Source organism: Thermorhabdus hydrogeniformans, assembly GCF_049310025.1.
Classification (GTDB): domain Bacteria; phylum Bacillota; class Thermosediminibacteria; order Thermosediminibacterales; family Tepidanaerobacteraceae; genus JBJYKD01.
Genome location: NZ_JBJYKD010000001.1, coordinates 59,610 through 84,400 on the forward strand (window position 1 = coordinate 59,610; position 24,791 = coordinate 84,400).

At 47.5% G+C, this 24,791-nt stretch carries 25 protein-coding genes; 6 read left to right on the forward strand and 19 right to left on the reverse strand.

What is annotated here, in order from left to right; all coding sequences use genetic code 11:
• Positions 1–19: 19 nt before the first annotated feature.
• Complete coding sequence (locus ACKX14_RS00260) at positions 20–796, reverse strand: PHP domain-containing protein (RefSeq protein WP_422443584.1); 777 nt, start codon at positions 794–796, stop codon at positions 20–22.
• A 184-nt stretch (positions 797–980) separates the two neighbouring features.
• Here ACKX14_RS00260 and ACKX14_RS00265 point away from each other — a divergent pair, with 184 nt between their 5' ends.
• Positions 981–1,700 (forward strand): HAD family hydrolase, encoded by a 720-nt coding sequence (locus ACKX14_RS00265; RefSeq protein ID WP_422443585.1) that lies wholly within the window; start codon positions 981–983, stop codon positions 1,698–1,700.
• Positions 1,697–2,047 (forward strand): YlbF/YmcA family competence regulator, encoded by a 351-nt coding sequence (locus tag ACKX14_RS00270; protein WP_422443586.1) that lies wholly within the window; start codon positions 1,697–1,699, stop codon positions 2,045–2,047. Before ACKX14_RS00265 ends, ACKX14_RS00270 begins: the two co-directional genes overlap by 4 nt.
• Positions 2,048–2,249: 202 nt before the next feature.
• Here ACKX14_RS00270 and ACKX14_RS00275 read toward each other — a convergent pair whose 3' ends face one another.
• Positions 2,250–2,519: a YkuS family protein gene (locus ACKX14_RS00275; protein WP_422443587.1), complete on the reverse strand. Its 270-nt coding sequence runs from the start codon at positions 2,517–2,519 to the stop codon at positions 2,250–2,252.
• A gap of 164 nt (positions 2,520–2,683) precedes the next feature.
• On the opposite strand from ACKX14_RS00275, the gene ACKX14_RS00280 reads away from it, so the two are divergent.
• Complete coding sequence (locus tag ACKX14_RS00280) at positions 2,684–3,856, forward strand: class I SAM-dependent rRNA methyltransferase (protein ID WP_422443588.1); 1,173 nt, start codon at positions 2,684–2,686, stop codon at positions 3,854–3,856.
• A 2-nt stretch (positions 3,857–3,858) separates the two neighbouring features.
• Here the strand turns inward: ACKX14_RS00280 and mgtE (ACKX14_RS00285) are convergent, their stop codons facing one another.
• The 15 genes from mgtE (ACKX14_RS00285) to hprK all read right to left on the reverse strand — a co-directional run bounded on the left by mgtE (ACKX14_RS00285) (position 3,859) and on the right by hprK (position 19,878).
• A complete protein-coding gene (mgtE, locus tag ACKX14_RS00285) occupies positions 3,859–5,202 on the reverse strand; it encodes a magnesium transporter (RefSeq protein WP_422443589.1) in 1,344 nt (447 codons plus the stop codon).
• Between the two features lie 12 nt (positions 5,203–5,214).
• Positions 5,215–6,597 (reverse strand): magnesium transporter, encoded by a 1,383-nt coding sequence (gene mgtE, locus ACKX14_RS00290; protein WP_422443590.1) that lies wholly within the window; start codon positions 6,595–6,597, stop codon positions 5,215–5,217.
• A 417-nt stretch (positions 6,598–7,014) separates the two neighbouring features.
• A complete protein-coding gene (locus tag ACKX14_RS00295; RefSeq protein WP_422443591.1) occupies positions 7,015–7,593 on the reverse strand; it encodes a hypothetical protein in 579 nt (192 codons plus the stop codon).
• Positions 7,594–7,675: 82 nt separating this feature from the next.
• On the reverse strand, positions 7,676–8,266 hold the full coding sequence (locus tag ACKX14_RS00300; RefSeq protein WP_422443592.1) for a hypothetical protein: 591 nt from the start codon (positions 8,264–8,266) through the stop codon (positions 7,676–7,678).
• Between the two features lie 82 nt (positions 8,267–8,348).
• Entirely contained in the window at positions 8,349–9,176 is an 828-nt protein-coding gene (locus tag ACKX14_RS00305; RefSeq protein ID WP_422443593.1) for an SDH family Clp fold serine proteinase, read from the reverse strand.
• Between the two features lie 4 nt (positions 9,177–9,180).
• Positions 9,181–10,029 (reverse strand): Cof-type HAD-IIB family hydrolase, encoded by an 849-nt coding sequence (locus tag ACKX14_RS00310; RefSeq protein ID WP_422443594.1) that lies wholly within the window; start codon positions 10,027–10,029, stop codon positions 9,181–9,183.
• A gap of 111 nt (positions 10,030–10,140) precedes the next feature.
• Positions 10,141–11,457 (reverse strand): histone deacetylase family protein, encoded by a 1,317-nt coding sequence (locus ACKX14_RS00315; RefSeq protein WP_422443595.1) that lies wholly within the window; start codon positions 11,455–11,457, stop codon positions 10,141–10,143.
• The gene (locus ACKX14_RS00320; protein WP_422443596.1) at positions 11,444–13,123 is read right to left on the reverse strand and encodes a hydantoinase/oxoprolinase family protein; all 1,680 of its coding nucleotides are present in this window, start codon (positions 13,121–13,123) and stop codon (positions 11,444–11,446) included. The genes ACKX14_RS00315 and ACKX14_RS00320 overlap by 14 nt, the downstream gene beginning before the upstream one ends.
• A gap of 18 nt (positions 13,124–13,141) precedes the next feature.
• Complete coding sequence (gene murB / locus ACKX14_RS00325) at positions 13,142–14,053, reverse strand: UDP-N-acetylmuramate dehydrogenase (protein ID WP_422443597.1); 912 nt, start codon at positions 14,051–14,053, stop codon at positions 13,142–13,144.
• Positions 14,054–14,203: 150 nt separating this feature from the next.
• On the reverse strand, positions 14,204–14,446 hold the full coding sequence (locus ACKX14_RS00330) for a GerW family sporulation protein (protein WP_422443598.1): 243 nt from the start codon (positions 14,444–14,446) through the stop codon (positions 14,204–14,206).
• Positions 14,447–14,820: 374 nt separating this feature from the next.
• A complete protein-coding gene (locus ACKX14_RS00335; RefSeq protein ID WP_422443599.1) occupies positions 14,821–16,170 on the reverse strand; it encodes a sugar ABC transporter substrate-binding protein in 1,350 nt (449 codons plus the stop codon).
• Positions 16,171–16,243: 73 nt separating this feature from the next.
• Positions 16,244–17,095 carry a D-amino-acid transaminase gene (dat, locus tag ACKX14_RS00340; protein WP_422443600.1) on the reverse strand — a complete coding sequence of 284 codons (852 nt, stop codon included), beginning with the start codon at positions 17,093–17,095 and terminating at the stop codon, positions 16,244–16,246.
• Positions 17,096–17,117: 22 nt separating this feature from the next.
• On the reverse strand, positions 17,118–17,867 hold the full coding sequence (locus ACKX14_RS00345; protein WP_422443601.1) for a phosphatase: 750 nt from the start codon (positions 17,865–17,867) through the stop codon (positions 17,118–17,120).
• 16 nt (positions 17,868–17,883) lie between these two features.
• Positions 17,884–18,939 carry a bifunctional phosphoglucose/phosphomannose isomerase gene (locus tag ACKX14_RS00350; protein WP_422443602.1) on the reverse strand — a complete coding sequence of 352 codons (1,056 nt, stop codon included), beginning with the start codon at positions 18,937–18,939 and terminating at the stop codon, positions 17,884–17,886.
• 18 nt (positions 18,940–18,957) lie between these two features.
• A complete protein-coding gene (gene hprK, locus ACKX14_RS00355; RefSeq protein WP_422443603.1) occupies positions 18,958–19,878 on the reverse strand; it encodes an HPr(Ser) kinase/phosphatase in 921 nt (306 codons plus the stop codon).
• 330 nt (positions 19,879–20,208) lie between these two features.
• Here hprK and ACKX14_RS00360 point away from each other — a divergent pair, with 330 nt between their 5' ends.
• From ACKX14_RS00360 to ACKX14_RS00370, 3 genes are all read left to right on the forward strand, one after another.
• Positions 20,209–20,400: a DUF1540 domain-containing protein gene (locus tag ACKX14_RS00360; RefSeq protein WP_422443604.1), complete on the forward strand. Its 192-nt coding sequence runs from the start codon at positions 20,209–20,211 to the stop codon at positions 20,398–20,400.
• Between the two features lie 92 nt (positions 20,401–20,492).
• Positions 20,493–21,449 (forward strand): ComEC/Rec2 family competence protein, encoded by a 957-nt coding sequence (locus tag ACKX14_RS00365; RefSeq protein ID WP_422443605.1) that lies wholly within the window; start codon positions 20,493–20,495, stop codon positions 21,447–21,449.
• A 71-nt stretch (positions 21,450–21,520) separates the two neighbouring features.
• Complete coding sequence (locus tag ACKX14_RS00370) at positions 21,521–21,733, forward strand: DUF3006 domain-containing protein (RefSeq protein ID WP_422443606.1); 213 nt, start codon at positions 21,521–21,523, stop codon at positions 21,731–21,733.
• A gap of 7 nt (positions 21,734–21,740) precedes the next feature.
• Here ACKX14_RS00370 and ACKX14_RS00375 read toward each other — a convergent pair whose 3' ends face one another.
• Entirely contained in the window at positions 21,741–23,558 is a 1,818-nt protein-coding gene (locus ACKX14_RS00375; RefSeq protein WP_422443607.1) for a hypothetical protein, read from the reverse strand.
• A 72-nt stretch (positions 23,559–23,630) separates the two neighbouring features.
• Positions 23,631–24,746, reverse strand: coding sequence for an aminopeptidase (locus tag ACKX14_RS00380; RefSeq protein WP_422443608.1), 1,116 nt, complete (start codon positions 24,744–24,746; stop codon positions 23,631–23,633).
• Positions 24,747–24,791 lie beyond the last annotated feature (45 nt).

A 24,791-nucleotide genomic window follows, 5' to 3' on the forward strand; every position in this document is an offset into this window, starting at 1 on the left:
CCCCTCCCTTCACACTTTTTCATGTGCTTTTAGTCGGCTCGCCGTACGGCCTGGCAAATCCGGCCACCGGTGTGGCATTGATGATATCTTTTTCAGTAAGGCCCGCCCGTCGGGCTATTTCAATCCCTCTCGTTAGATTTCCCACATCTCGGGGCTGGTGGGCGTCGCTTCCTATGGCAAATTTAACTCCGTAAGCTCTGGCAGTCCGCACGTACTCTTCGGTCATAAACCCGTGACCGGCATTTATCTCCAGGGCTGTCCCAAATTTCGCCGCGGCCCCGGCAAGGCGGGCCGTATCTACGGCCAGATGGAGACCCGGATGGGTTATCACGTCAATTTTGTAACTCTGTATGGCTTTGATGAGAGCGGTGGTGTTCCGCTCCAGCACTTTTCCTTTAATTATTTCTGAATGTCTCGCCATCATGTTTTCAATAAGCAGGCCGTACCCGTCCCGCAGGCTTGAAGGCCATACCAGAGGATGCAATCCGGCCATAACGTAATCCAGCTCGTTTAAAATTTTTTCCGGTATGTCCAGTTCCCCGTCCTGGCTTATGACATTGGCCTCGCAGCCGAGAAGTATTTTTATATCCGTATATTCGCTCTTGATTTTTTCGATTTCTTCCCGCATCCTGGCAAAATCCTCCAGCCTTGTGCCGATGCCTATGTTGGCCGGCCCGTGCTCGGAAATGCCAACAGCCGAAAGGCCTTTTTTCAAAGCAGCTTCCACGTTTTCTTTTATGGTGCCGGTTCCGTGGCTGTACCTGGTATGGGTGTGAAAATCCGCCCACAGCTTCATACTATATCCTCCTCTTTAATAGTATAATATATATTATGGACAAAATCTATTTATTGCCTTCCTTTTCTTGCAAGAAGGAATTGGCAAAAGCTCGTAGAATAAATATGATTAGCAAATTCCGGGAGGATCAGGAGAAGTAAACAACGACCTTAAAATTTTGATGTTTCACCGGGAGGTATCTTGCATGGTCAAAGCTTTATTATTCGATCTCGACGGAACTCTACTGCCAGTAGATACCGATGAATTCATAAGCAGCTACCTAGAGCTTCTTTCTTCAAAACTGGAAAAATGGATGGAAGCGAGAGAATTCATCAAAAAACTCATGGAATCTACATACGCAATGATAAACAACCTGGATCCGCTCAGGACAAATAAGGATGTTTTCTGGGAAGAATTTTGCCTGAAAATTTCTCATAAAAAAGAAGAACTGGCGCCGATTTTCGATGAATTCTACGAACGAGATTTTCCACGGCTGGCCCGCCTGGTACCCAAAAATCCGATTCCGAATCGCATTCTAAAAGCGGCCCATGAAAAGGGGTATGAATTGGTTATAGCAACAAATCCAATCTTTCCCGAGAGCGCCATACTTGAAAGGCTCCGGTGGATCGACGCCCTGGAGTTCCCCTATAAGCTGATTACCACTTACGAGAACATGCACTTTGCAAAACCCCAAATAGAATACTACGCCGAGATTCTTGAAAAAATCGGAAAAGACCCCGGTGAGTGCCTGATGATAGGCAACGATGCGGAAGAAGACATGGTGGCGGGAAAGATGGGGATTAAAACTTATCTTGTGACCGATCACATGTTAAACAGGAATAATATTGATTTTAAAGCTGATTACACCGGCACACTGGAAAATCTTTTGGACTTTGTGAACAATCTCGAGGAGGTCCGATTATGAACGTATACGACCTTGCCCATCAACTGGCTCGAGCCTTAAGTGAGGCTCCAGAATACCTGGAATTTAAAAAAGCCGTTGAAGAATTAAACCGGGACCCGCAGGCAAGGGATATGCTCAGGGATTTGAAAACCCGGCAGTTGCAAGTTGAAGCCCTGAAACTTTCGGGTAAACCGGTTGACGAAGAAACCCTTAAAAGCCTGGAAAATCTGTATAACATAGTGATCTACAACTCTCTGATTAAGAAATACCTGGAAGCTGAAGCGCGCTTTGCCGTGCTCATGACAGATATACAGAATATAATAGCAAAGGCTGTGGATCTTGATTTAATCGAACCGTCTCATAATTAAAATAAGACCCGGCAGAAAGTTATTTTACAACATAATCAATTGACTGCCTTTCAAAAAAAATCGCAAGCCTTCAGGCTTGCTCTATTTGTATTTATTTAATTAAGGAGGTAGAAAGCGGTTGAAATTCAGTGGATGGTTATATATTAGCACGGCTTTATTAAGTATATGTTATGAAAATATTAATTTATTGTTAAATAATTATCTATGGTTCGTTTAACTCTTTTTCATAATATTTTAGATTTTCCCTGAGTATATCTAAAACCATCCTGGTATCGCTGTCGCTAGCGGCGATGACTCTCTCATCGGCAATGGTATTTTTCCTTTTAACCAGGTCCTTGTTGCTCCGGTCGATCACAAAGGCGTCCACATCCCTAAAATCCGCCGTCGACAACTCCACCGTCTGATAACCTTCTTTTTGCAGGACATCCCTGATGTTGTGAAGGGAATCGTCCACCGCAATTAAAAAGCTCATGCGGCCTGTCACCTCCGTAAAAAAAAATCCCTGATGTTATTATCCTCCTTTTACCCGATTTTATGCCTTCCGCTGGCAGAAAGATTGTCTATAAATAATCCATAAAAATATTTTTTTATGGTAATATTATAGTGGAAAAATAAAGCAAACACAGGAGGAGCGATATGGCAAAAGTCATTCTTACAAAACACCGTTCCAATCGGATTGAACGCGGGCACCCGTGGGTTTTCAAAACCGAAATCGACAGGATAGAAGGACATTTCTCCCCCGGCGACATGGTGGATGTGGTCAACTTTAAAGGAAGATTTCTTGGAAGGGGATATATCAATCCCAGGTCTCAAATAACTGTAAGGATTTTAACATATGATAAGGACGAACCCATCGACGAGGAATTTTTTAAAAAAAGGATTATGGATGCCCTGAAATATCGCCAAACTCTCGGGTTTTCCGGTAGTTTCAGAGTCGTGTACGGCGAGGCCGATTTTCTCCCGGCCCTTATCGTGGACAAATTTGAAGATATCCTGGTCGTCCAGACCCTGGCTCTGGGCATGGACCGTTTCAAACCCGTCATAGTGGAAGTGCTGAAGGAAGTTTTCAATCCAGCGGGGATTTACGAAAGAAATGATGTACCCGTGAGAGAGCTGGAAGGATTGCCCCAGCAAAAGGGCCCACTTTACGGCGATTTTGAGCCGGTTACCGTAATCGAAGAAAACGGCCTCAAGTTTTACGTGGACGTGGAAAACGGGCAGAAAACGGGCTATTTTCTGGATCAAAAGGAAAACCGCCGGGCCATCGCCCCTCTGGTAAGGGATGCCGATGTCCTGGAATGCTTTTGTTACACCGGTTCTTTTGCCCTTTGCGCCGCTTTTTTCGGCGCAAGGTCGGTTACGGCCTATGACGCCTCAAAAGAGGCTGTGGAACTCGCCAGAAAGAACGCCGAACTTAACAATCTGTCTCACATATGCGGTTTTGAAGAGGGCAATGCCTTTGACGTGTTGAGGCGCCTCTATGACAAAAGACAAAAATTCGATGTGGTGATTCTTGATCCCCCGGCCTTCGCCAAAAATAAACATGCCCTGCAAAACGCGGTCAGGGGATATAAAGAAATAAACCTGCGGGGAATGAAGTTGCTGCGGCCCGGGGGCTTTCTCATAACATCCTCCTGCTCCCACCACGTCAGCGAAACATTATTTTGGGACATTGTGGAATCGGCCGCTTTTGACGCGGGGGTAAGGCTAAGGCTTGTGCAAAGCCGTACCCAGGCCAAAGATCACCCCATCCTGACTTCATCGGACGAAACCAGGTATTTAAAGTTTCTAATGCTGCAGGTAATATGAAATTAAATTTTTATAATCCACGCGGCCGCACTGAAATAGATAAAAAGGCCGGTAATGTCCAGAACGGTCGTTACCAGGGGGCCTGAAGCCACAGCGGGATCATGGCCCATTTTATGCCACAAAAGGGGCATGAAAGTCCCCAGCACTGCGGCAAAAATCAGGTTGAAAGCCATAGCCATCCCTACCACCAGCCCCAGCAGCGCCTCTCCCTGCCACACATATGCAATAAGGGCTATCAGCACACCGTTTAAAGTCCCAAGAATAATACCCACTGCCGCCTCTCTCAGCACGTTCCTGCTCAATGAAGCGGAGTTGATTTCTCCGGTGGCCAGCCCCCTTACAACAATGGCCGCCGATTGTGTGCCCACATTCCCCCCCATATCCATCAGCACGGGGATAAAAAATGAAAGAGCCACGAGAGTCTGTAAAGCATTTGAAAATTTGTTTATTACCGCACCCGAAATAATTTCCCCCAGCACCGCAACCAGAATCCAGGGAAGGCGCCTTTTAGCCCTGAGCCATGACGAACTTTTCTCTGGGTCCAGTTTTTCATCGGAACCTGCCAGCTTCAAAATATCTTCGGTAGCCTCTTCTTCCACCACCGCCATGACATCATCCACTGTTACAATGCCGAGCAGGACGTCATTATCGTCCACAACCGGCAATGCCAAAAATCCGTATTTTTGTATTAGCCTTGCTACCTCTTCCTGGTCCTGGGAAGCCCTCACCTTTTTTACATCCGTCCACATGAATTCCTCAATAGGTGTATCCTCCCCGGCCAGGATCAGGTCTCTCAAAGAGACAACTCCCACCAGCCGGTTTTCTGAATCCACCGCATACACGTAGTAAATGGTTTCGGCATCGGGCGCCAGCTCCCCTAACCTGTTCAACGCCGCCCGGGCTGTCAAATCTTTGGAAAAGGCGATGTATTCGGTGGTCATAAGACCGCCGGCGGTATTCTTATCATAAGAGAGCAGTTTTCTCAAATCTTTCTGCTCCCGCTTTTCAATCAGAGAAAGTATCCTGTTCTTCTCATCTTCTTCCAGCTCTCCCAAAAAATCCGCCAGGTCGTCCGGCGGCATCTGTTCTAAAAGTCGAGCGGCGTACCCGCGGTCGATACTGATTAACGTAAAGTATTTTTTGGACGGCTTTATCTTCTCCAGCACCTGCAGGGCCGTTTCGAAGTCCAGCAGCATGAAAAGCTCAAGGCTTTCTGCGGGTTGAAGCTCCTCATAAACCTCCGCTATGTCCACGGGATGGTGCTCTTTCAATAGAACTTGAAGTTGGATGTCCTTTTTCTGAAGCAGTTGGCGCAATTTGTCTGCGTCAAGTGTTTTTTCCTTCATCACCGGCACCTCCTAAAGCCCCATGACATATGATGCACCGTTAAATGCCGGGCTGCTTAAGAAAAGCATGGAAAAAGTGAAGTATATTATGAGAGTGCATACATCCACCACCGTAGTGATAAATGGTCCGGAAGCCACAGCCGGATCTATTTTAAAAATATTAAATAGCAACGGTATAAATATTCCGGTAAAGGCGGAAAACATCAGCGCAATGCCCATGGAGGTACCAACCGCCAAACCCAACAACAGATTTTTTTGCCATACGAAGGCCGCCGTCGCCAGGATTGAACCGCAGATTACTCCGACTATTAACCCGGCCAGGGTCTCGCCGCCCATAAACTTTAAAATGTTTTTCCTGTTCAATTCCCCTGTGGCGAGCCCTCTAACGGCCAGGGCCAGCGATTGGGTCCCCACATTACCCCCGGTAGCCATCAGTACCGGTATGAAAAACGCCACCGCCACCACCGACTGCAGTATGCTGGAATAACCGTCTATGACAAAGCCGGAAAGCAAGTCGCCGAGAAGGCATACCACCAGCCAGAAAATTCTTCTTTTGGACGCTCCCCAAACGGTGGAAGTCAAACCCACATCCTCCTGGGGTGAAATTCCCGCCATCTTATGGATATCTTCAGTGTTCTCTTTCTCCATGACTTCCAGGGCGTCGTCAACGGTGACAATCCCCAGCAGCCGATTTTCCCTGTCTACCACCGGCACCGCCAGAAGGGAATACTTTGATATTATTCGTGCCACTTCTTCCTGGTCACAGCCTACATCCACAGAAACCACTTTTTTGTGCATAATCTCATGAATTTTTTTCTCCCTCGGGGCACTGATGAGTTCTCTTAAAGAAAGAACCCCCACCAGGTGTTTTTTATCATCCACCACGTAAAGGTAGTAAATTGTTTCGGCTTCCTGCCCGAACTTCCTAACCACTTCGATGGCTTCATTTACTGTAATATCCGAAAAAAGGTAAACATAATCGGTGGTCATCAGACCGCCAGCGGTATCTTCAGCCAGCTTTAGCAGGGATTTTATCTCATCATAATAAGCCCCAGGAAGCTTTGACAAAAGTCTTTCTACCCGGGAATTGGGCATTTCCTGGAAAAGGTCTATAATCTCGTCTACCGACATATTTTCCAGGATTTTTATGGTTTCCGCTTCTGTCATTTCTTCCATAAGGGTGAGCCTCTCCGAAGGCTCGAATTCCTCCAGAACTTCGGCCGCCTTGGAAGTATCCATCAATCGAAAAAACAGTTTCTTATTGCCGTTTTTTATTTCCGCCAGGATTCCGGCTATATCCGCCGGGTGCAGTTTTGCCAGTATATTCCTGATCTCATCGGCTTTTTCGTTGACAATAAGGTGCTTCAGCAATAAAATGTCCTTTTTCGGCAGCATTTTCCCCCTCCTTCAGGAGGGCCATCTTACCGCAAGAAGGCGGTAAGGTGAACCGCTCCAAAATTTTTTTTTGATTTTTCCTGTGAAGCGACTTTGGCCAGGGTCGGAGTCCATCTTACCGCCTCCCTTCATAATAAAAGCCCTTTTTGTTGCAAAAGGGCATGAAAAATTTTGTCAATTCTATTTTAAACCCTGGACTAAATAAGTCAAGAAAAAGTTTTTCGCCGGAGGTTTATCTATTTTTATATATACAAACATTTTCACCAAAGTGTAAAAAAGTCTGCGGCGGTAATATTCTGTTTTTGCTATATTATATATATTATATTATGACAGGACTTTTAAACCAGTTACTGTTGTTAAAAAATAAAAAGAGAGGGATGTCTTTCGACAAACCTCTCATTGAAGCCCCTGTTCTTGCTACTGGAGCAGTTGAGCGGTAGTCTGCTGCGCCTTTTGAGCCATCTGGGCCTGCTCTTCGGCCTGTTGAGCCTGCTGCTCGGCCTGCTTTTGAGTGTTCTGGACCTGCTGCTGGGTGTTCTGGACCTGCTGCTGAGTCTGCTGAACCTGCTGAAGTATCTGCTGCATTTGCTGCGGCCCGGAAATCTGCTGATTCAGTTGCTGCAGCTGTTTTGTTGATTGGTCCAGCAGCTGGTTCATCTGGTAGAAGACCTGGTTGGCCTGGATGCTTTGCTGGGCCTGCACCAGGGCGTTAATGGCCTGCTGGATGGCCTGGCTTACCTGGCTATCCGTCTGCTGTTGCTGGGTCTGAGCCTGGGTCTTCAGCTGGTTTAGCAATTGCTGGAACTGCTGTGGGGATTGAAACGCAGTCTGGTTTGCCATTTGCTGTTGCATACCTCCTTGGGTCGGCCGGCCGGCGGTTACCTGGCTGGCATAGTAAGTCCCTGTGCTTCCGAGTCTATGATTTAATTCATCGGAAACTTCTGCATCAATTTTTTTCTCAAGCAAATACTCGTTTAAATCTTTCCTGCGGGCCAATGTTCCACCTCCTCAAAAGAAAATTAATTTCCCTATATTAATATTCCCTGAGGAGATGTCTTTAATAGATGAAATTTTTTCATCAATGTATCAGCTTATCTAAGGATTTGTTTATTTCGCTGAAGACCCGCCGCTGATTTAATCCCTGCTGGGCGGCGTTTAGAGCTTTGATCGCCTGGTCCAGGGCCTGTTGTATATTTGCAATGGCGCTGTTTGCCGTCGAAACGGCAAATTGTTGAGAAGCAGCCCCGCTTTCGGCCGTACCGGATTTCAGCTGATTCTCCAGGTTTTTATAATTTAAAGTGAATTGCTGTGAAGACGTATTAAAATGGTCGATATATTTTGAAAGTTCCTGGGAAAATTGGTTAATGCTGTCATTTAACTTTTTCATGCTCTCCAAAAGAGCAATGCGCTTTTGTGAAATTCGCTCGGTTTTTAACTTTGTGTTGGCTCCCGCCACCCATCTTTCCAGAATGCTCTGATTTTGTTCCATATCCATTTCCAGCTGCTTCAGGGTGCTGTCCATGTCATTTTTAAAGGTTTGAAGGTCATTCTGGATATTTTTAACGATATTTGCGATATTGGAAAAGTTGGCCTGGCTCTGTTTGAAAAAATTCTCCAGGTTTTTATTTTGATCGGAAAAGGCAGTGGGGATGTCTTGAATACCGTTCAAAAAATCACCTCCTGTTTTTTGACCCGGGTTTCTCTTAATATTCTTGCCACTTCCCCTGCCTTTTCTTCAACCATATTTTCCCTTATTTTTTCTCACTGCTTTTTCTTTCATAGGGTATCGGCACATAATGCACAGACGGGCGCATTTGGGCGGTCTGAGGGTACAGTTCCATCAGGGTGTATATCTCTTTGGGCAAATCTGTGGAAACGGTAAGGCCCATGTTTTTCAGTTCTTCAGCAGAAATGGGATAATCATGGGTCCACCGGCCTTCGGTGAAAATCCTGGCAAGCTCCCTGGCTTTCTCCTCTTCATAATTCTGACTTAAAATGGTGTAAACATTTTCCCTCACCTGGTTCATGGCCTTTTCAGCCACATCCGCCAGGATCAGGGTTTCATCGTCGATCCTCTCCACCGGCTTCTGGGCAAGAACCCTCAAAATGGACGCCGCAGGGTAATTTCCCAGCTGGGGATCGACGGGACCCAAAACCGCATTTTCATCCATTACTATTTCATCGGCCGCCAGAGCGATCATAGTGCCCCCGGACATGGCATAATGGGGGACAAAAACCGTTACTTTTGAAGGATGTTTCATTATGGCATGAGCTATCTGCTCCGCAGCCAGGACCAGGCCGCCGGGCGTATGAAGGATTATGTCTATCGGCATGTCGTCGGGGGTCAGCCTGATGGCCCTCAGTATTTGCTCGGAATCCTCTATGTTTATATACCTGCTGATGGGAAGACCCAGCAAACTCAGCGATTCCTGCCGGTGAATAAGGGTGATGACACGGGAGTTGCGCTTTCTTTCTATATCTCTGATGAGCTTTAACCGCGCAATTTCTATTTGCCTGTGTTTTATCAGGGGAATGAAGGAATATATCAGGAAAATAAGCCAGATAATATTCCAGATCATTGGGTCACTCCTTTCGAATTTTCAGGTCTTCCATGCTGATTTTTTCCTGGGGCACTATAAATTCGTTTACAATACACAACAAACCGTTCTCGCAATTGGTGAGAGTAACGTAATCCGCACATTGTTTTATGTGGTCCGCAGCGTTCCCCATGGCTATTCCCAGGCCGGCGTATTTTAGCATGGACACGTCATTATAGCCGTCGCCAATGGCAATAACCTCATCCCGGCTTAATTTGAGCGCTTCAGTCAGAAACCTGACGGCGCTACCTTTATTGACGCCTTTCATATTTATTTCCATGTGGCTACTTTCAGCCAGGCTCACGTCATAATCCTCTCGCAACTTTAATATCAATTCATCCGGGACGGGGCTTTGCCCGGACAGATCCCCTATGGCAAAAACCTTGTAAGAACTTAAATTTTTTTGTTCCACATATTTTATCAGGTCTCCTGTAATATTATATGCTATTCCTTCACATTCATTGATGTACCATTCGGTTCTTTCATCCAGCCTTTCAACCCTCAAGGCTTCATCTTCGTAGATAACCGCCTCGAATCCCCAGGTCTTCAATTCACGCAAAAGGCCTGCAATCTTATCCGGTGGAATCGGCCTTTCGAGTATGCGGTGACGGGTGTAGATATCTATGATGAGTGCTCCGTTATAACATATAAGGGGGGCGTTTATTTTTATTTCCCAGGCTATGGGTTCGGCCCTTTTAAGCATCCTGCCGGTGGCAATCGTCGTCAGAAAACCTCTTTCCCTCAGGATGGCGAGAATCTTTTTCGTGTCTTCCGGGACTTTTCCCTCGCGGTCTAAAAGAGTCCCGTCGATATCGGTGACAAGCATATGATACATAAGCAACCCCCTTGCAAACAATTTATCGCAACCATTCAGCAGGCATGGATCGGTACAGCATCGCGCTGCGCTTTCCTCAAACAATCTCAAACCATATTAATGTTTGGGAATTTATTTTATTTTAGACAAAAACCGGTCGTTAACCCTGTCCTGCAGGTACACTTTATAATACTTCCCCGGGTCGGTATCTTTATAGATCTTATAGCCTTCATCCACGCATGAAGGGCATGCATCCCTGGGGATGGTGATGGCGAAAATCTCGTAACCCAGGTCCGCCCTGGAATGGACGGTATTCAGGCCGGAGCAATCGGGGCATACCTTAAACTTCTGGGTTTGTTCTTCTAAAATTCCATCGGTATCGTAGTATACCCGCCTCGGCCTTAAAACATAATCCTTGCCCTTCAAGGCCTCCCTGGCTATTTCTTCTCTCTTCTTCCACCGCTCATAAATTATTTCACATAGCCCTTTTATGTACTCGGTTATCCGCAAGGGCTGCTTAAGCTTTTCCGGATCAAAGTCCGGCTCTTTTACATGGGAATAGTCCAGCCCCGCCATGGCGAGGATTATGCCCAGGTTCACGTACGGAAGGGCACCCTCAATGGAATAACCGCCTTCTAACACGGCTATATCAGGGGAAAGTCTGTGGTTTAATTCGGCATAGCCCTGAGCTGTAAAATTCATGTTTGTTATGGGATCAGTGTAATGGTTGTCCTGGCCGGCGGAATTTACGACAAGGTCCGGTTTGTATTCTTCCAGGATGGGCAGGACCAAATTGTCCAGGACGTAAAGGAAACCCTCTTCGCCGGTGCCCGGCGGCAGGGGTATATTTATGTTGTAGCCGATAGCGCCGGGACCTCCGAATTCATCCAAAAAACCCGTGCCGGGGTAAAGCGTGCGGCCGTCCTGGTGGAACGATATGTAAAGGGTATTTTTGTCGTTCCAGTATATATCCTGGGTCCCGTCTCCGTGGTGGCAATCGGTGTCCACAACGGCCACCCTCAGATCGCCAAAATCTTTTCTTATATTCTCCAGCATTACGGCTTCGATATTAATGATGCAAAAACCCCGGTCTCCATACACAACCCGCTGGGCATGATGCCCCGGAGGCCTTACAATGGCAAAAGCTTTGTCCACCTCCTTGTTCATTACCGCCCGCGCCGCCTGTATGGCGCCGCCGGCGGAAATAAGGTGAGACTCGGTAACCCTTGCCCTTACATCGGGCACGCAAAAATGGACCCTTTCTACATCTTTTTCTTCAGCCAAACGGGGGTTGTAGAATTTAATGCCTTCTATATCGGCAATCCCTTCTTCAAAAACCTCGTCCCGGGTATAAAGAAGCCTTTCCTCCCGCTCAGGATGGGTTGGGCTTATGGCCCAGTCAAAAGCCGGGAAAAATACCAGCCCCAATCTATTTTTAGCCCTCAGCATTTTCCACACCTCGTATTTTGTATAATAGCCCGGGTTTCATCTGGGCTTTTATCCTCATGTTTCTGCCCACCGTATAAAAACCCCTTACCATGTTGTAACTCTGCTCTTCCGTTATATCGGGTTCTATTTCCAAACTATCCGCTCCCTGCCTTTTAGCACTTTCATGCAGTAATTCTAATGCTAACCGCCGGGCCCTCTCCAGATTGAAACTCCTATCTATCTTTCTATACACGCCCATTTCAGGCACGGACACAATTCCCTGCTCAGTGTCCACAAGCAGAGTTATCTCCGCGGTGGTCCTTGCTAAAGCAGCCCCCACCGCATTGGCCACCTCATAATTTTGGGGGGCATTACACGGAATATCGAATTTCTTTTCGAGGACCGGGATCAGGGCTCTGGCCGGGCCGCCGATCACGGTTATGGATCGGGGCTTCATCTTTTTGCCGTACAAAAGCTCTCTTACGGTATAGACCGGTTTGCTGTTTATCTCACGGATGAGGCATTCTACGGTTTCTTTTATTATTTCCCCCATCCTGTCATATACTTTTTCGGCAGCAGCTTTCGGGTCAAGCCCCAGCCCGCGTCCCACTTCCTCCATGGCCGAAAAGGCCCTTTCTCTGTTCCCAAAATCTAAAAGCCCCAGCACTATCATGGCGTCGCTGGGAGTGGGTTTTGGACCGCCTAAAGCCATGGGAGAGCCCTCCCGCCGGGGCCCTATGGAGAGGTCCCCCTGCGTGACGCTGATGCTGCTGTCTCCGCCGAGGCCGATGGAGACGCTGAAGATGGATCTGACCAGGGTCGGATAACGCCCTATTTTTATCCCCAGAGGCTCGAACAGTGGTACCCCGTCGGCTAAAAAGGAAATATCCGTAGTGGTGCCGCCTACATCCAGCAAAATGGCGTCACCGGAAACGGGATATAAAGCGCATGAACCCATCAAACTGGCTGCGGGCCCCGACAATATGGTGTTAACCGGAAATTGCTCCCCCGTTTCCAGGCTCATGGTGCCTCCGTCTGCTTTTAAAACATAGACGGGCGCCTTAATATTTTTCTTTGCGAGGACCTCCCTTATGCTCCGGGAAAATTGAGAAAAAGACCGGTAAACGGCGGAATTGAGGTATGAGGTGAAAACCCGCCTCGGGAAATTCAATTTTCCGGAAATGGTATGCCCCATGGTGACGGGGAAAAATTTGTCTTCAAGGAGCTTGTATATTTTTATTTCATGCAAAGGATTCCTCACCGAATATTTGGCAACTACCGCGGCGGCCTGTATGTCCTTTTGTTTGAAACGCCTTACGGCATCCTCTATTTCACCCTGACTGAATCCTTTTACTTCCCTCCCCCTGTGGTCAATATACCCTCCTATAAAAGCATTTTCCTGGCCGCACGCCAAAAAGCCGGGGTCAATGCCCGGACCGCTTTCTATTATCATACCCACAGGCGCAGTTTTTTCTTCCACAATGGCATTGGTGGAGACGGTGGTACTCAGGTTTATCCGCTCTATTTCAGAGGGATTTATTGAGTGAAGAAGATCATCCAGGGTGTCACTGATAGTATCCACCAAATTGGAGCGGTCGGTAGGATTTTTAGCGGTGTTTACTATCTCTCCCCTGTCAATGATTACCGCATCGGTATGGGTTCCCCCCATATCCAGCCCGACGATCAATTTAAATGCCTCCTTTTGCTATTCGCCCTTGATTTGTATTTCAAGCTCCAGGTCCACATCAAATTTATCTTTTATCACTTTTTGGATATGGCTTATTAATTTAAGTACATCCTCACAGGTGGCGTTATCCACATTTACAATAAAACCGGCATGCAGGTCCGATACCATGGCTCCTCCAATCCTGTAACCTTTAAGGCCGGCCTTTTCGATGAGGCGACCCGCAAAGTTCCCCGGCGGCCTTTTAAAAGCACTGCCGGCACTGGGAAAGTTTAAGGGCTGCTTCTCCTTTCTCCAGGTGAGATAATCCTCCATTTTCATTTTTATCTCATCGGGGTTTCCGGGTTTCAGCTCCATCTCTATTTCAAGCAGAATTCTATCTCCTCTTTGAAGGACACAGCGGCGGTATGAGTACTCCAGTTCGTTTTTTGACATCTCGTATACGTTCCCGTCCATGTCCAGGACTTTGACTTTACTTACAACATCCGCCATTTCTCCGCCGTAGGCTCCAGCGTTCATAACCACGGCCCCTCCCACGGTGCCGGGTATGCCGCTCGCAAATTCAAGGCCGCTCAGACTATTTTCCTGCGCCGCCCTGGCCGCAACCGACAGGGGCACTCCCGCCTTACACCGTAAAATATTATTCTCCACTTCTATATCGTTAAAGTTTTGAGCAAGTTTTATCACCGCCCCTCTAATCCCCCTGTCTTTTACCAGAAGGTTTGTTCCATTCCCCATCACAAAAAAGGGGATATTTTCTTTTTTGAAAAGCATTACTGCTTTTCTTACCTCTTCAACATCTACCGGCAAAATCAGAATATCGGCGGGGCCTCCAATGCGAAAGGAAGTATGGTTTTTCAGCGGTTCTTTTATTTTAATCCGGTCTTCGGACAACATATTTTTCAATTCATTGTATATCCTTACCAGGTCCATAATATCTTCCCTTCTTCCAGTCTGAAAAGATTTAAAACATCCAGATAAGTTTATTTCTATATTATTAACGACATTTCCTGCTAAAATTTAAAGACAATCTTCGGAAGTTCCTTTATCTAATTATATATATATGTATGCCCGAAAAATATTTTAGCTTATATTTTTCAGTATGTCCAAAGGATTTTCACCGGATATCAGGTTGTAAAAGCTTATCTTCTCATCCCGGTCTATTACGATAAAGGCCCTGGGAGAAATGCAACAGCCGAATCCAAAGCTGAAACTATCAAAACAACCGAAAGTTACATTCATTAGAGGTATAAACGTGATGCCGTTTATAATTTTGGGAGAGCCCATTATTATCTCGTCAAAAAATTCGTTTTCTTTAAAGACCATAATTATCCCTCTCCAACCTTGCAATATCCGCAATATATACTACCTATATAATACCCAATGTCTGGTGTATTTTTCCGCCCTGAGCCTTATAAAATTTACGCGATGCGAGCGAATTTTAAAGGAATATAACAAAAATTGTTGAAAATATAAATTGTGGAACACCTGGTCCTCGGCGGGTATAAATTGCTTCAGGTCGACGAGGAGGGAAAAATATGAGACCGTGGGCATCTGGAGGCATCGGGCCCCCATGTAATAAAAGAAGGCGGTAAATTCCAGATAGAAGCCGTCATCACCGATGTAGATAATGATAATATTACCGCTTACTATTACCGCCAGAGCGGAACAGCGGATTTTGACAAAGCGCTGAATATTTTTTAGTTAAGCTCCATTGGCCGCACAGATTTTTTGTTGCCAGCCAGTATTTTTTCCACCTCACGGGCCGCGTCCTCCAGAGCCTGGGAGGGGGTTTTTTTTCGAAGCAGGGCCTGCCTCACCTGGGCGGTCACCGCTTCATCAACCCCGTGCCAATTTTCAATTTTAGGGGGGACCCGGGAAGCGTCAAGAATTTCCTTCATTCTTTTCATGTATGGGTCAGAAACAACCTTTTGCTGTGCTTCAATACGCGCGGGGAAAACGCCGTAATCGGCAAGGGCCTCCTGCTCCTTCTCCGAGGTGATAAAGCGCAAAAACTCCGCGCAGGCGGCTTTTCTGGCATTATCCCCACGCTTAAAAATAGCATAACCCGATACCAGTGCAAAGTTTACGGGCTCTCTTTGCCCCTTCGGATAATGGGCCACCTCAAATTCAAACCCTTTCTCCGCCTTTTGCCTGTCGGCCAGTATCTTTACGGCCCAGGAACCAGCGGGGTAGACGGCTATTTTCCTCTTTTCGGCAAAGTCCCCCCATACCGCGTTTTCGTCAATAGCGCCGTATTCTTCCTCGGGCACCACCCTGTATTTTGCGGCCAGGTCAACCATTTTGGAAAGGGCGGAAACTCCTTCGGGGCTGTTTAAGGCAAAATTTCCGTCTTCGTCAAATATTTTTGCCCCATCCATGGTCAAGAACCCCCATATCTGATAGCTGCCGGGAGATAAATACAGATTGAAGCCGTAATAAACCTCTTTATCCCTTTTGGTTTTATAAGTTAGTTTTTGAAGGGCCCGAACGAATTCGTCATAAGTCCACCTGCCGTCCTGCGGGATGGCCGCACCTCTGCCCTTAAAGGAGTCCAAATTTAAAAAAAGCCCGTGGGTAGTCATAAACCAGGGATAACCGTAGATTCTACCCTGATACGTCACCGCCTCCAGAGCCTTTGGATCATATTTTGAAAGCTCCGATTCACTGAAAAACTCATCCAGCGGCTCCAGGTAACCGCCTGCAATGAAATCGAAATCCGACGCCACCGGGGCTATATCCGGGTAGGTTCCCGTGGAGGCCGCCGCCCTCAGTTCTATCATGCCGTATTCCCATTTTAGCTTTCGAAGGTGAATAAAAACGCCCGGATGGGATCTTTCGAATTCCGCAATCTTTTTTTCAATCCACCCGAACCGGTTGCCGTTTTTATCAGGCCATCGCGGAAAATCCCACAGTGTTATAACTCCCTTCCATGTTTCTTCTTTTTCCTCTTTTACATCCTGTTTATTTATACCGCAAGCTGTAAAATAAACTGCTGACAGCAGCATGAGCGCCATGCACAAAAATAGGGCAAAAGGCCGCCGGCACACACATATCCCCTCCAAATAGACCTTTTACCCTATCTATATTATTTTATATTTAACTTTATGATAGATTAAGCATTTAACAGTCGACGGTCTCGGTCAATCTCTTAAAATTCTTCATGATCACTCTTGTAATCTCTCCGGGCACACCGTCCCCGATAATCTTGCCGTCCACCTTGACAACGGGCATCACTTCGGTCATCGTCCCCGACACAAACACCTCATCGGCATCAAAAAGGTCCTGCAGTGAAAAAACCTCTTCAGAAAAATCTATCCGGTTGTCCCCGGCTATTTCGAGCACCACGCTTCGGGTTATGCCGTGCAGTATCAAATTATTGGCGGGATGTGTCAACAGCTTTTTATTTCTCACTATAAAGACATTGCTGCTGGAGGCTTCGGTGACACAGCCGCCCCTGTGGAATATAGCCTCATAAGCTCCCGCCTTCCTGGCTTTTTCCTTTGCAATGGAGTTTGCCAGAAGCTGAACCGTTTTTATGTTGCACCTGGTCCAGCGTTCGTCCGGGACAGTTATGGCCATAACCCCGTTTTCATAAAATTCTTCGGCCTGTCCTCTGGCTTCTCTCACGATTACTACCCAGGTGCAGGAAGTGCCTTCGGGAAACGCGTGCTGGCGCTCAGCAGCCCCCCTGGTGACCTGAATATATACCGACGCGTTGTTGTACCCGCTTTCCTTTACGGCCTGGCGGCACACCCTTTCAAGGTTATCCAGGCCGAAGTCCAGGTGCATATAAATCTCATCGGCACCTTTTTTTAATCTTGCCAGGTGCCTGTCAAGGTAAAAAAACCTGCCCCCGTAAACTCTCACCACTTCGTAAATACCGTCTCCGAACTGGAATCCCCGATCTTCCACGGAGACTTTTGCATTTTCGTATTCCATCCTTTGTCCGTTCAAGTAAACAATCGCTGGCATGAAAAAAACCCCCCTTGAAAAATTAAATTTTTACCCCGGATTTGCAGCCGGGAGCAAACTCCCTTCCTTTAGATTTCAAAAAAGATATCACCTTCTCCATTGAAGTATTTAATATATTCTTATAAGATACTCCCGCCTGTTTTATAATCTCTACGGCTTTATCAAAATTACCCACATCGCAACATATATGGGCGTCGCTCCCCACCGCAATCCCTGCCCCCAATTCGGCTGCTTTTTTAGCAATTAACAGGCAGTTTTCCTCACTTCCCCGGCGGCTCACGGTAAAGGAACTGTTGTTGATTTCTATGTAAACGTTGTATTCCACCGCCGCCTCCACAACCCTGTCTATGTCTATGGGAAATTCGGGGTTCCCCGGGTGAACCAGTATGTCCACATACGGGTTTTTCATGGCTTCTATGGCCGCGCGGGTGTTGTCTTCCACACTTCCGCCGGGGAAGCAGTAAGTATGAAAACCCGCCAGGACTATATCCAGGGTTTTTAAATAGGCTTCCTGCAGATCCAGCGTGCCGTCAAAATCCATTATATTAGCTTCAATGCCCCTTAATACATATACTCCCTCTATCTGCCTGGGAACCACCTTTATATTCCCGAAATGATAATAATGCGGCCCACCCGGAAGGGCGGGACCATGATCCGTAATGGCTATCATCCTGAGCCCTTTCCTGGCCGCTTCCCGGGCGTTTTCCATGATTGTGCTGTAGGCATGCCCGCTGGCAACGGTGTGGCAGTGGGTATCCACTTCAAAAATCAAACAAACCACCCCTATATCAGCTTTTCAACCTCTCCTTTAAAATGTTAATGGAGCCTATTTCGGTAGGATCCTTCTGGTTTAAGATCGCAAGATAAGCGCTCACATAATCCCCAAACATTATCTGGTACCACATTCTTTCAAGAGGGGTCTCACCCCGGGGCCATATTTCGGTGACGCCGCTCACCCTCTCCTTGATTAAATCCAGAGTAATTTGTATTCGCCTGTTTATTCGTTCGTTTTCATCCGGGGACCTAAGTATAACTATTTCCATCACTCTCAGCAAACTCTTGTCGCCTTCAAAACCCATTATCTCGTTGTGGTTGAGTTCCGGGAAAACGTTATGATAAGCCGGGTGCTTGGCGTTTTCATTGAACTGGCCTTTCCATCTTACCGCCACAACCTCGGTGGTCCCGGAGGAACCGTATATTATCGGCAGCCTGCCGAAAAGTTTTCTCGCCAGTTGCTTTGCGGGATTATCCTTTTCGGGTATTTCCGGGCGGAGATGTTCTCTTGTTTCTCTTAAAAGCCTGATAACCCCTCCCGCATCAAAATACCTCCTGCTTACAATGCCCTGCTCTTCAAGGACCACCAGCAGCGGAAAAAAGGAATAACCCAGGGCCGCCCTGGGAGGAAGGCCTCCGGGAATGGTTATCACCGGCACTTCGCCGGAAAGAGCCTTTTTCTTAAGTTCTCCTCCGGTGGTTATGACCACAACTTTGGCCTTTTTCTTTACGGCCTCATCGTAAGCCGCGAGTGTCTCCTCGGTATTTCCCGAGTAGCTTGAAGCAATGACCAGGGTCTTTTCATCCACAAAGGCCGGGAGATTGTAATCCCTGTTTACAATGATGGGGACCGTGGCTTTGTCCTGGATTATCATCCTCACAAGATCGCCGCCTATGGCTGAACCGCCAAGGCCGGTGATGACCACATTCACTATATTGTGAAATCGAAGGCCCCTCACTGACTCCCCGGCGATTTTCAGGGCCTCCTCGCAGTGGTCTGGAAGGCGGTAAATGAGATCCAGCATCCCGCCCTTATCCAGTTCTCTTATGCGTGGCAAATCATCCAACATGTTTACCCCTCCCAGGATTTATTTTTTATTTATTGTGCTATAAAGTCTCTTGCTGAATTGCAGGGCCGCATTATAGCCCATGTCTTTCAGGCGATGGTCCATGGCGGCCACCTCCAGTATGGCCGCCAGGTTGCGGCCCGGCCGTATGGGAATGGTCTTTTTGGGTAGATATGAATCGAGTATTTTTATCTTTTCATCCTCCAGCCCCAGCCTATCCGTCTCCTTATATTTTTCCCATTCGACCAGCTCTATTACCATTTCTATCTTTATGTCATCTCTGACGGCGCCGGCACCGAAAATCGTTTTCACATCGATGACCCCCAGTCCCCTAACCTCCAGATAATACCTGATGAGTTCGGGAGCGGTGCCAATGAGCACATCTTTGGCCACCTGTTTTATTTCTACGGCGTCGTCGGCCACCAGCCGGTGTCCCCGCTTAATGAGTTCCACTGCGGTCTCGCTCTTGCCTATACCGCTTTCTCCCAGAAGAAGTACCCCCACCCCATATATATCCACCAGCACACCGTGTAATGTGGTCCTTGGCGCCATTTCACTTTCCAGATAATCGGTCAGCTGGCTTATGAACCTGGTGGTGGCCTGGGGAGTGGTGAGAATCCATCTTTCATATTTTCTGCCAAGGGAAATAAGTTCTGCCGGAGGCTTGAGTTTTCTTGTCACAATGACGCAGGGCACGTTATAGGAAAGCAGTTTTTCCAGCCGCTCCCGGCGCACTTCCGGCGGAAGTCTCTCCAAAAAGTGGATTTCGGTCATGCCGAGAATCTGTATCCTTTCAAACGCAAAATGGTCGAAAAAACCGGCCAGTTCCAGGCCGGGGCGATTCAGGTCCGAAACGGATATGACCGGCGCCTCCAAACCCGGATCCACCAGGACCTCCAGATTCATGCTTTTTATTATGTCTTTCAAATTGATTTTTTTCAAGATCTCCACCCCATCTGGATTTGCGCGGATTTCTACTTTCCATTTATTTCAAAACTGCATTGCGGTCCCGGCCTGGGTCAATGAATTGTTCCCAACCATAAATTGTCACCCTTTTTATGTTTTATTCTACAAAAAGGCTGGAATTCCTCCCCGATAGCATTTTAAATCGCCAATTAACTTCAACAATCCTTGCAGCTGCAGAATTTCAATTATAGCAGAATTTCAATTATAATTTAAAGCCGTGCGTATGAAACCGGTGTATTTGATAAAGATGTTGGAATACTAAATATAGATGGTACAAAAATATTATATTTTACGGAGGGCGATTTTATGGCAAATATAAAATGCAATGTGTCAACATGCAAAAATAATAAAGACAACGAATGCCGTGCGGAAAGCGTTATGGTAAACGCCATAAGGCCCGGCTGCACGTCAAAAGAAGGCACCTACTGCGACGCTTACGAGCGCAGAGATGACGGCGGCAAATGCATAACCACCGACGGGAGGTCCTGCTGGGATTAAAAATACGTGAAGTTAGAAAGTCTTGCCCGGCGGCGCCGATTCTGTTAAAATAGTGGCATAAAAACAATCAAAATACCGGGAGAATTTGACAAATGCAGCGACTTTCAAATTGCAGGAACCTGAGTTTTCTCTTTTTGATAATTTTCATGCTGTTGTCCATCGCCGCCTGTTCATATCAGGGCGAGCCGCGGCATGCGCAGTCCCTCCGGGAAAACGGAGGGATTGCACCCGCTCCCGGTTATCCGGGTAATTCCCCGCCGCAGGACTCCACTCCGGCCGATGCCACCGGTGTATTGCAGGTAAGTTTTTTAGATGTGGGGCAGGCCGACAGCATTCTAATAAAGCTGCCCGGCGGAAAAACCATGCTCATCGATGCGGGTAACAATGACGACGGGAAAACTGTCGTAAATTTTTTAAAAAGTTATGGAGTAAAAAATCTGGACGTGCTGGTGGGCACCCATCCTCATGAAGACCACATAGGCGGCATGGACGACGTCATTGAAGCCTTTGACATCGAAAAAATCTACATGCCGAAAGTAACCACCACTACCAGGACCTTCAAAGACGTACTCCGGGCGGCGGAAAAAAAGAATCTGAAAATTACCGCCGCCAGGGGCGGGATGTCCATACCGTTGGAAGAAGGCTTAAAGGCGGATATCCTGGCGCCCAACAGCAGCCGTTACGATGAATTAAACAATTACAGCATAGTGATAAAAATTACGTATAAAGACACATCCTTTCTTTTCACCGGCGATGCCGAAAAGCTTTCTGAACAAGAAATGCTTAAGAAGCGTTACGACCTGCGGGCCGACGTTTTGAAAGTGGCCCACCACGGCAGCAGTTCCGGAACTTCCGAGGAGTTTCTTTCGGCCGTATCACCGGAATACGCCGTCATCAGCGTGGGCAGGAACAACGATTACGGCCATCCCCACAGGGAGACGATGCGGCGCCTGGCCGCCCACGGGGTCAAAGTCTACACCACCGCCGACAACGGGAATCTGCTTTTTTCCAGCGACGGCCAGAGGATAAAAATTTCCACGATACGATAAATATGGGTCGGCTTGCCGCGCCGGTTCCGCCGTGGGTGTTTACAGGCATTAATGTATGAAGGTGGGATTTTATGTTTGCCGTAATCGACAGGTTCGAAGGGGATTTCGCCGTCGTCCAGAGGGATGACGGCAAAATACTTAACATTAAAAAAAGCCTTCTCCCTGAAAAAGCCCGGGAAGGAGACGTGATTGACCTGAATAAAATGAGCGTGGACGAAAGAGAAACCCTAAGGCGGAAGACTGAAATCCGGAAGCTGGCGGAAAATATATTTGAAGATGATTAAAGAAAAGCTATTCGATGACCATTTTAGTAATCTTCCACCTGCCGCCGATTTTATATATTTCTGCCCGAAATCCAAGTTTGTCTCTCAAGTAATAGTAATCCCCCAACACCACTATCTTCTCTGCGGAGGCCTGATAGTAGCTTACATCCGACCTGACATTATCCTCCCAATTTTGAAGTCCCTTTGCTTTCATGTTCCACCTTATCCTGGAGAACCTTTTTTCGAGGATTTCAAGCACATTTTGCGGTTTCAAATCGTTCACATAATACATCATATTCAAAAGCATATCCAGGTCCAGCGACTCAAAAGCCACATTTAACTTTTGCATGATGTGGAGGGGATCTTTTTCACCTTCCGCCGGAACCGGGACGGCTTTGTTGTAAATCCACTGGAACTCCACGGGAGTTGGGGGCAATTTTCCCGCCGCATAGAAACCATACAGGTCTTTTTTATTTCCGGTGGGCCCCAGGAAAATTGAATCTTTATCCGGCGACCAGAGTGTGTTGAATTCCGAATAATCCCTCTTGTCGTATATCACCCCGGACAGGCGGTCCAGGCCGCCCCCTATGACCAGTATCATGCCCCTTTCCACGGGATTGCCCCAGATGCCGTCGGTGGCTTCCACCTTGCCGCCGTTTTGCAGGCCGTATACGACTTCTTTCTCTGTGGGAATCCGTGTCAGTTCAAACGTAAAATAGATGGGCTTGAAGGCTGTGATGAGTCTCCCCTTCCCCCGGATGACCCCCGGCTTTGTGTAAAGTATGTCATCGGGGCGGGGCGATAAGGTGTCAATTATTATTTTTGCTCTGGACAAATTATTGTTTCTCGATAAAACCAGACCGCCCCCGGTTTGATAGACATAACCCTGTTTTTGAATCACCGGTTTGTGCCATGGCAAAAGAGCACCGAAATACCGGCTTTTGGATAGTGCCGTGGGGAGACCGGCAATCACGATCAGGGCCAGGAAAATTATAAGGGTTTTTAAAAAAGACTGACCGTATCCCCTTAAATATTCTCTGGGCCTTTCATCAAGAGGATCTTTCATGGCCACATTGTGAAAAAAAAGCATTATATCGTAGACAAGCACCGTACCGATAAAAGGCCAGACCGCCACCGCCGGGATCCATGCCCGGCCTCCAAGCGAGACAAAAGCCGCTGAAGACACCGTAGAAATCACGGCAACCTCAACCAGAATCGAAGAAAAACGCCCTATATGCTTGAGCAGGATCGCCGGTGCGGCCACAACCGCCTCAACCACCCCGTAATCCTCCATTACAACAATATAAGGGGTCAGCATAAACAATAACCCCAGAAAGGCCTCCAGCATCTTCAACCATCCACCGTCGCCGAAAACCCCCAGCAGGGTGAGTCCCAGACTTTCCAGCGCCAGTATTAAAAACATCCTCGGCCCGTAATACCAGGAAAACTGAAAAAAAGTCTTCAGGCGCACGGATCGGTTTCTTATCCCATCTTTCAACAGGCCCAGGTATCCGGCGGTAAGCAGCCCCCCCAAAAACAAAAAGGCCGCGTAGGCCGTTATCCCGGCCCATGACCTGTTAAACGTCGAGGGGCTTTCTCCCAAAACTTTAAGCAGCCCCATCTGCTGAATGGAAGGAAGGGAAGCGGGAATTAAAACTCGAAGGTTGAAGCCGCCTAATTCAACCAAAATGCTGCCCGCAGACTTATCAAGGTAAAGATTGTATCCCAGATATCTGCTGGTAAAAACGGATACTATCTTTATCAAATCCCATCCCATGGGGATGAAAGCTGCAGGCCACATACTCTTTATTTTTTTAACGCCGGGCAAAATATCATTTATCAGCACGGTTTATTCGGTTCCCGGTCCTAAAAAGGGCGCCTGCAATCACGCCGTTTTACCGGGCCGGACTTCCCTCCTTTACACCAGATTCTCGGGATTCAATTGTTGCAATTCCTCGGGTATGAAAACGCCGTCTTTTCTTATCAAGCGGCCGTCAAACCAGATTTCCCCTCCGCCGTATTCGGGCCTCTGGATATATACCAGGTCCCAGTGGATGGCGGATTTGTTTCCATTGCTGCACTCGTCGTAACACCTGCCCGGTGTGAAATGAATGCTGCCGGCTATCTTTTCATCAAACAGCGTATCCTTCATGGGCTTTAAGATACGGGGGTTCAATCCGAAGGAAAACTCTCCTATATAGCGGGCTCCGACGTCGGTGTCCAGAATTTTGTTTATGCGTTCGGTATCGTTGGCGGTGGCTTTGACGATTTTACCGTCTTTGAATTCAAACCTTATGTTTTCAAAGGTGAACCCCTGGTAAACGGCAGGGGTGTTATAGGTAATAACCCCGTTAACTGAATCCCTTACCGGCGCGGTAAATACCTCCCCGTCGGGGATATTCTTCTTGCCGTCGCATTTTACGGCCGGAATGCCCTCTATGGAAAAGGTAAGGTCGGTACCAGGCCCCTTTATATGCACCTTTTTCGTGGCATTCATTATGTCCACAAGGGGTTCCATAGCCCGTGACATCCTGGCATAATCCATGCAGCAGACGTCAAAATAAAAATCCTCAAAAGCCTCTGTGCTGGTATCGGCCAGTTGAGCCATGGAGGGATTGGGGTAGCGCAGCACACACCACCGGGTATGGGGCACCCGTATGTCACCGTGAACCGGTTTTGTGTACAGCCGCATGTATAACGCTTTCTTTTCCTGCGGCACATCGGCGAGCTCGGCCACGTTGTCGCCGCCCCTTATGCCTATGTAAGCGTCCATATCCTTCATGCGCCGGGAATCGTATTTTGCCATCATTTTCAGAGCTTCTTCATCGATACCCATCAAGAGCTCCCTCTGGAGTTCCTGCATGTCGATTGAAAAGAAAGGAACGGCACCCATCCTGTAGGCCTCGCGGATAAGCTCCTTTACCAGCGGCGCTTCGCCAGGTCCCGCTTCGATGAGGACCCTGTCCCTTTCCTTCAGCTCCACCGAATAATGGAGCAGCAGATGAGCCAGTTTCTCTAGCCTGGGATCTTTCAATTTATATATCTCCTTTCGATTCTTTTGTAAATTATTTCTATTTAT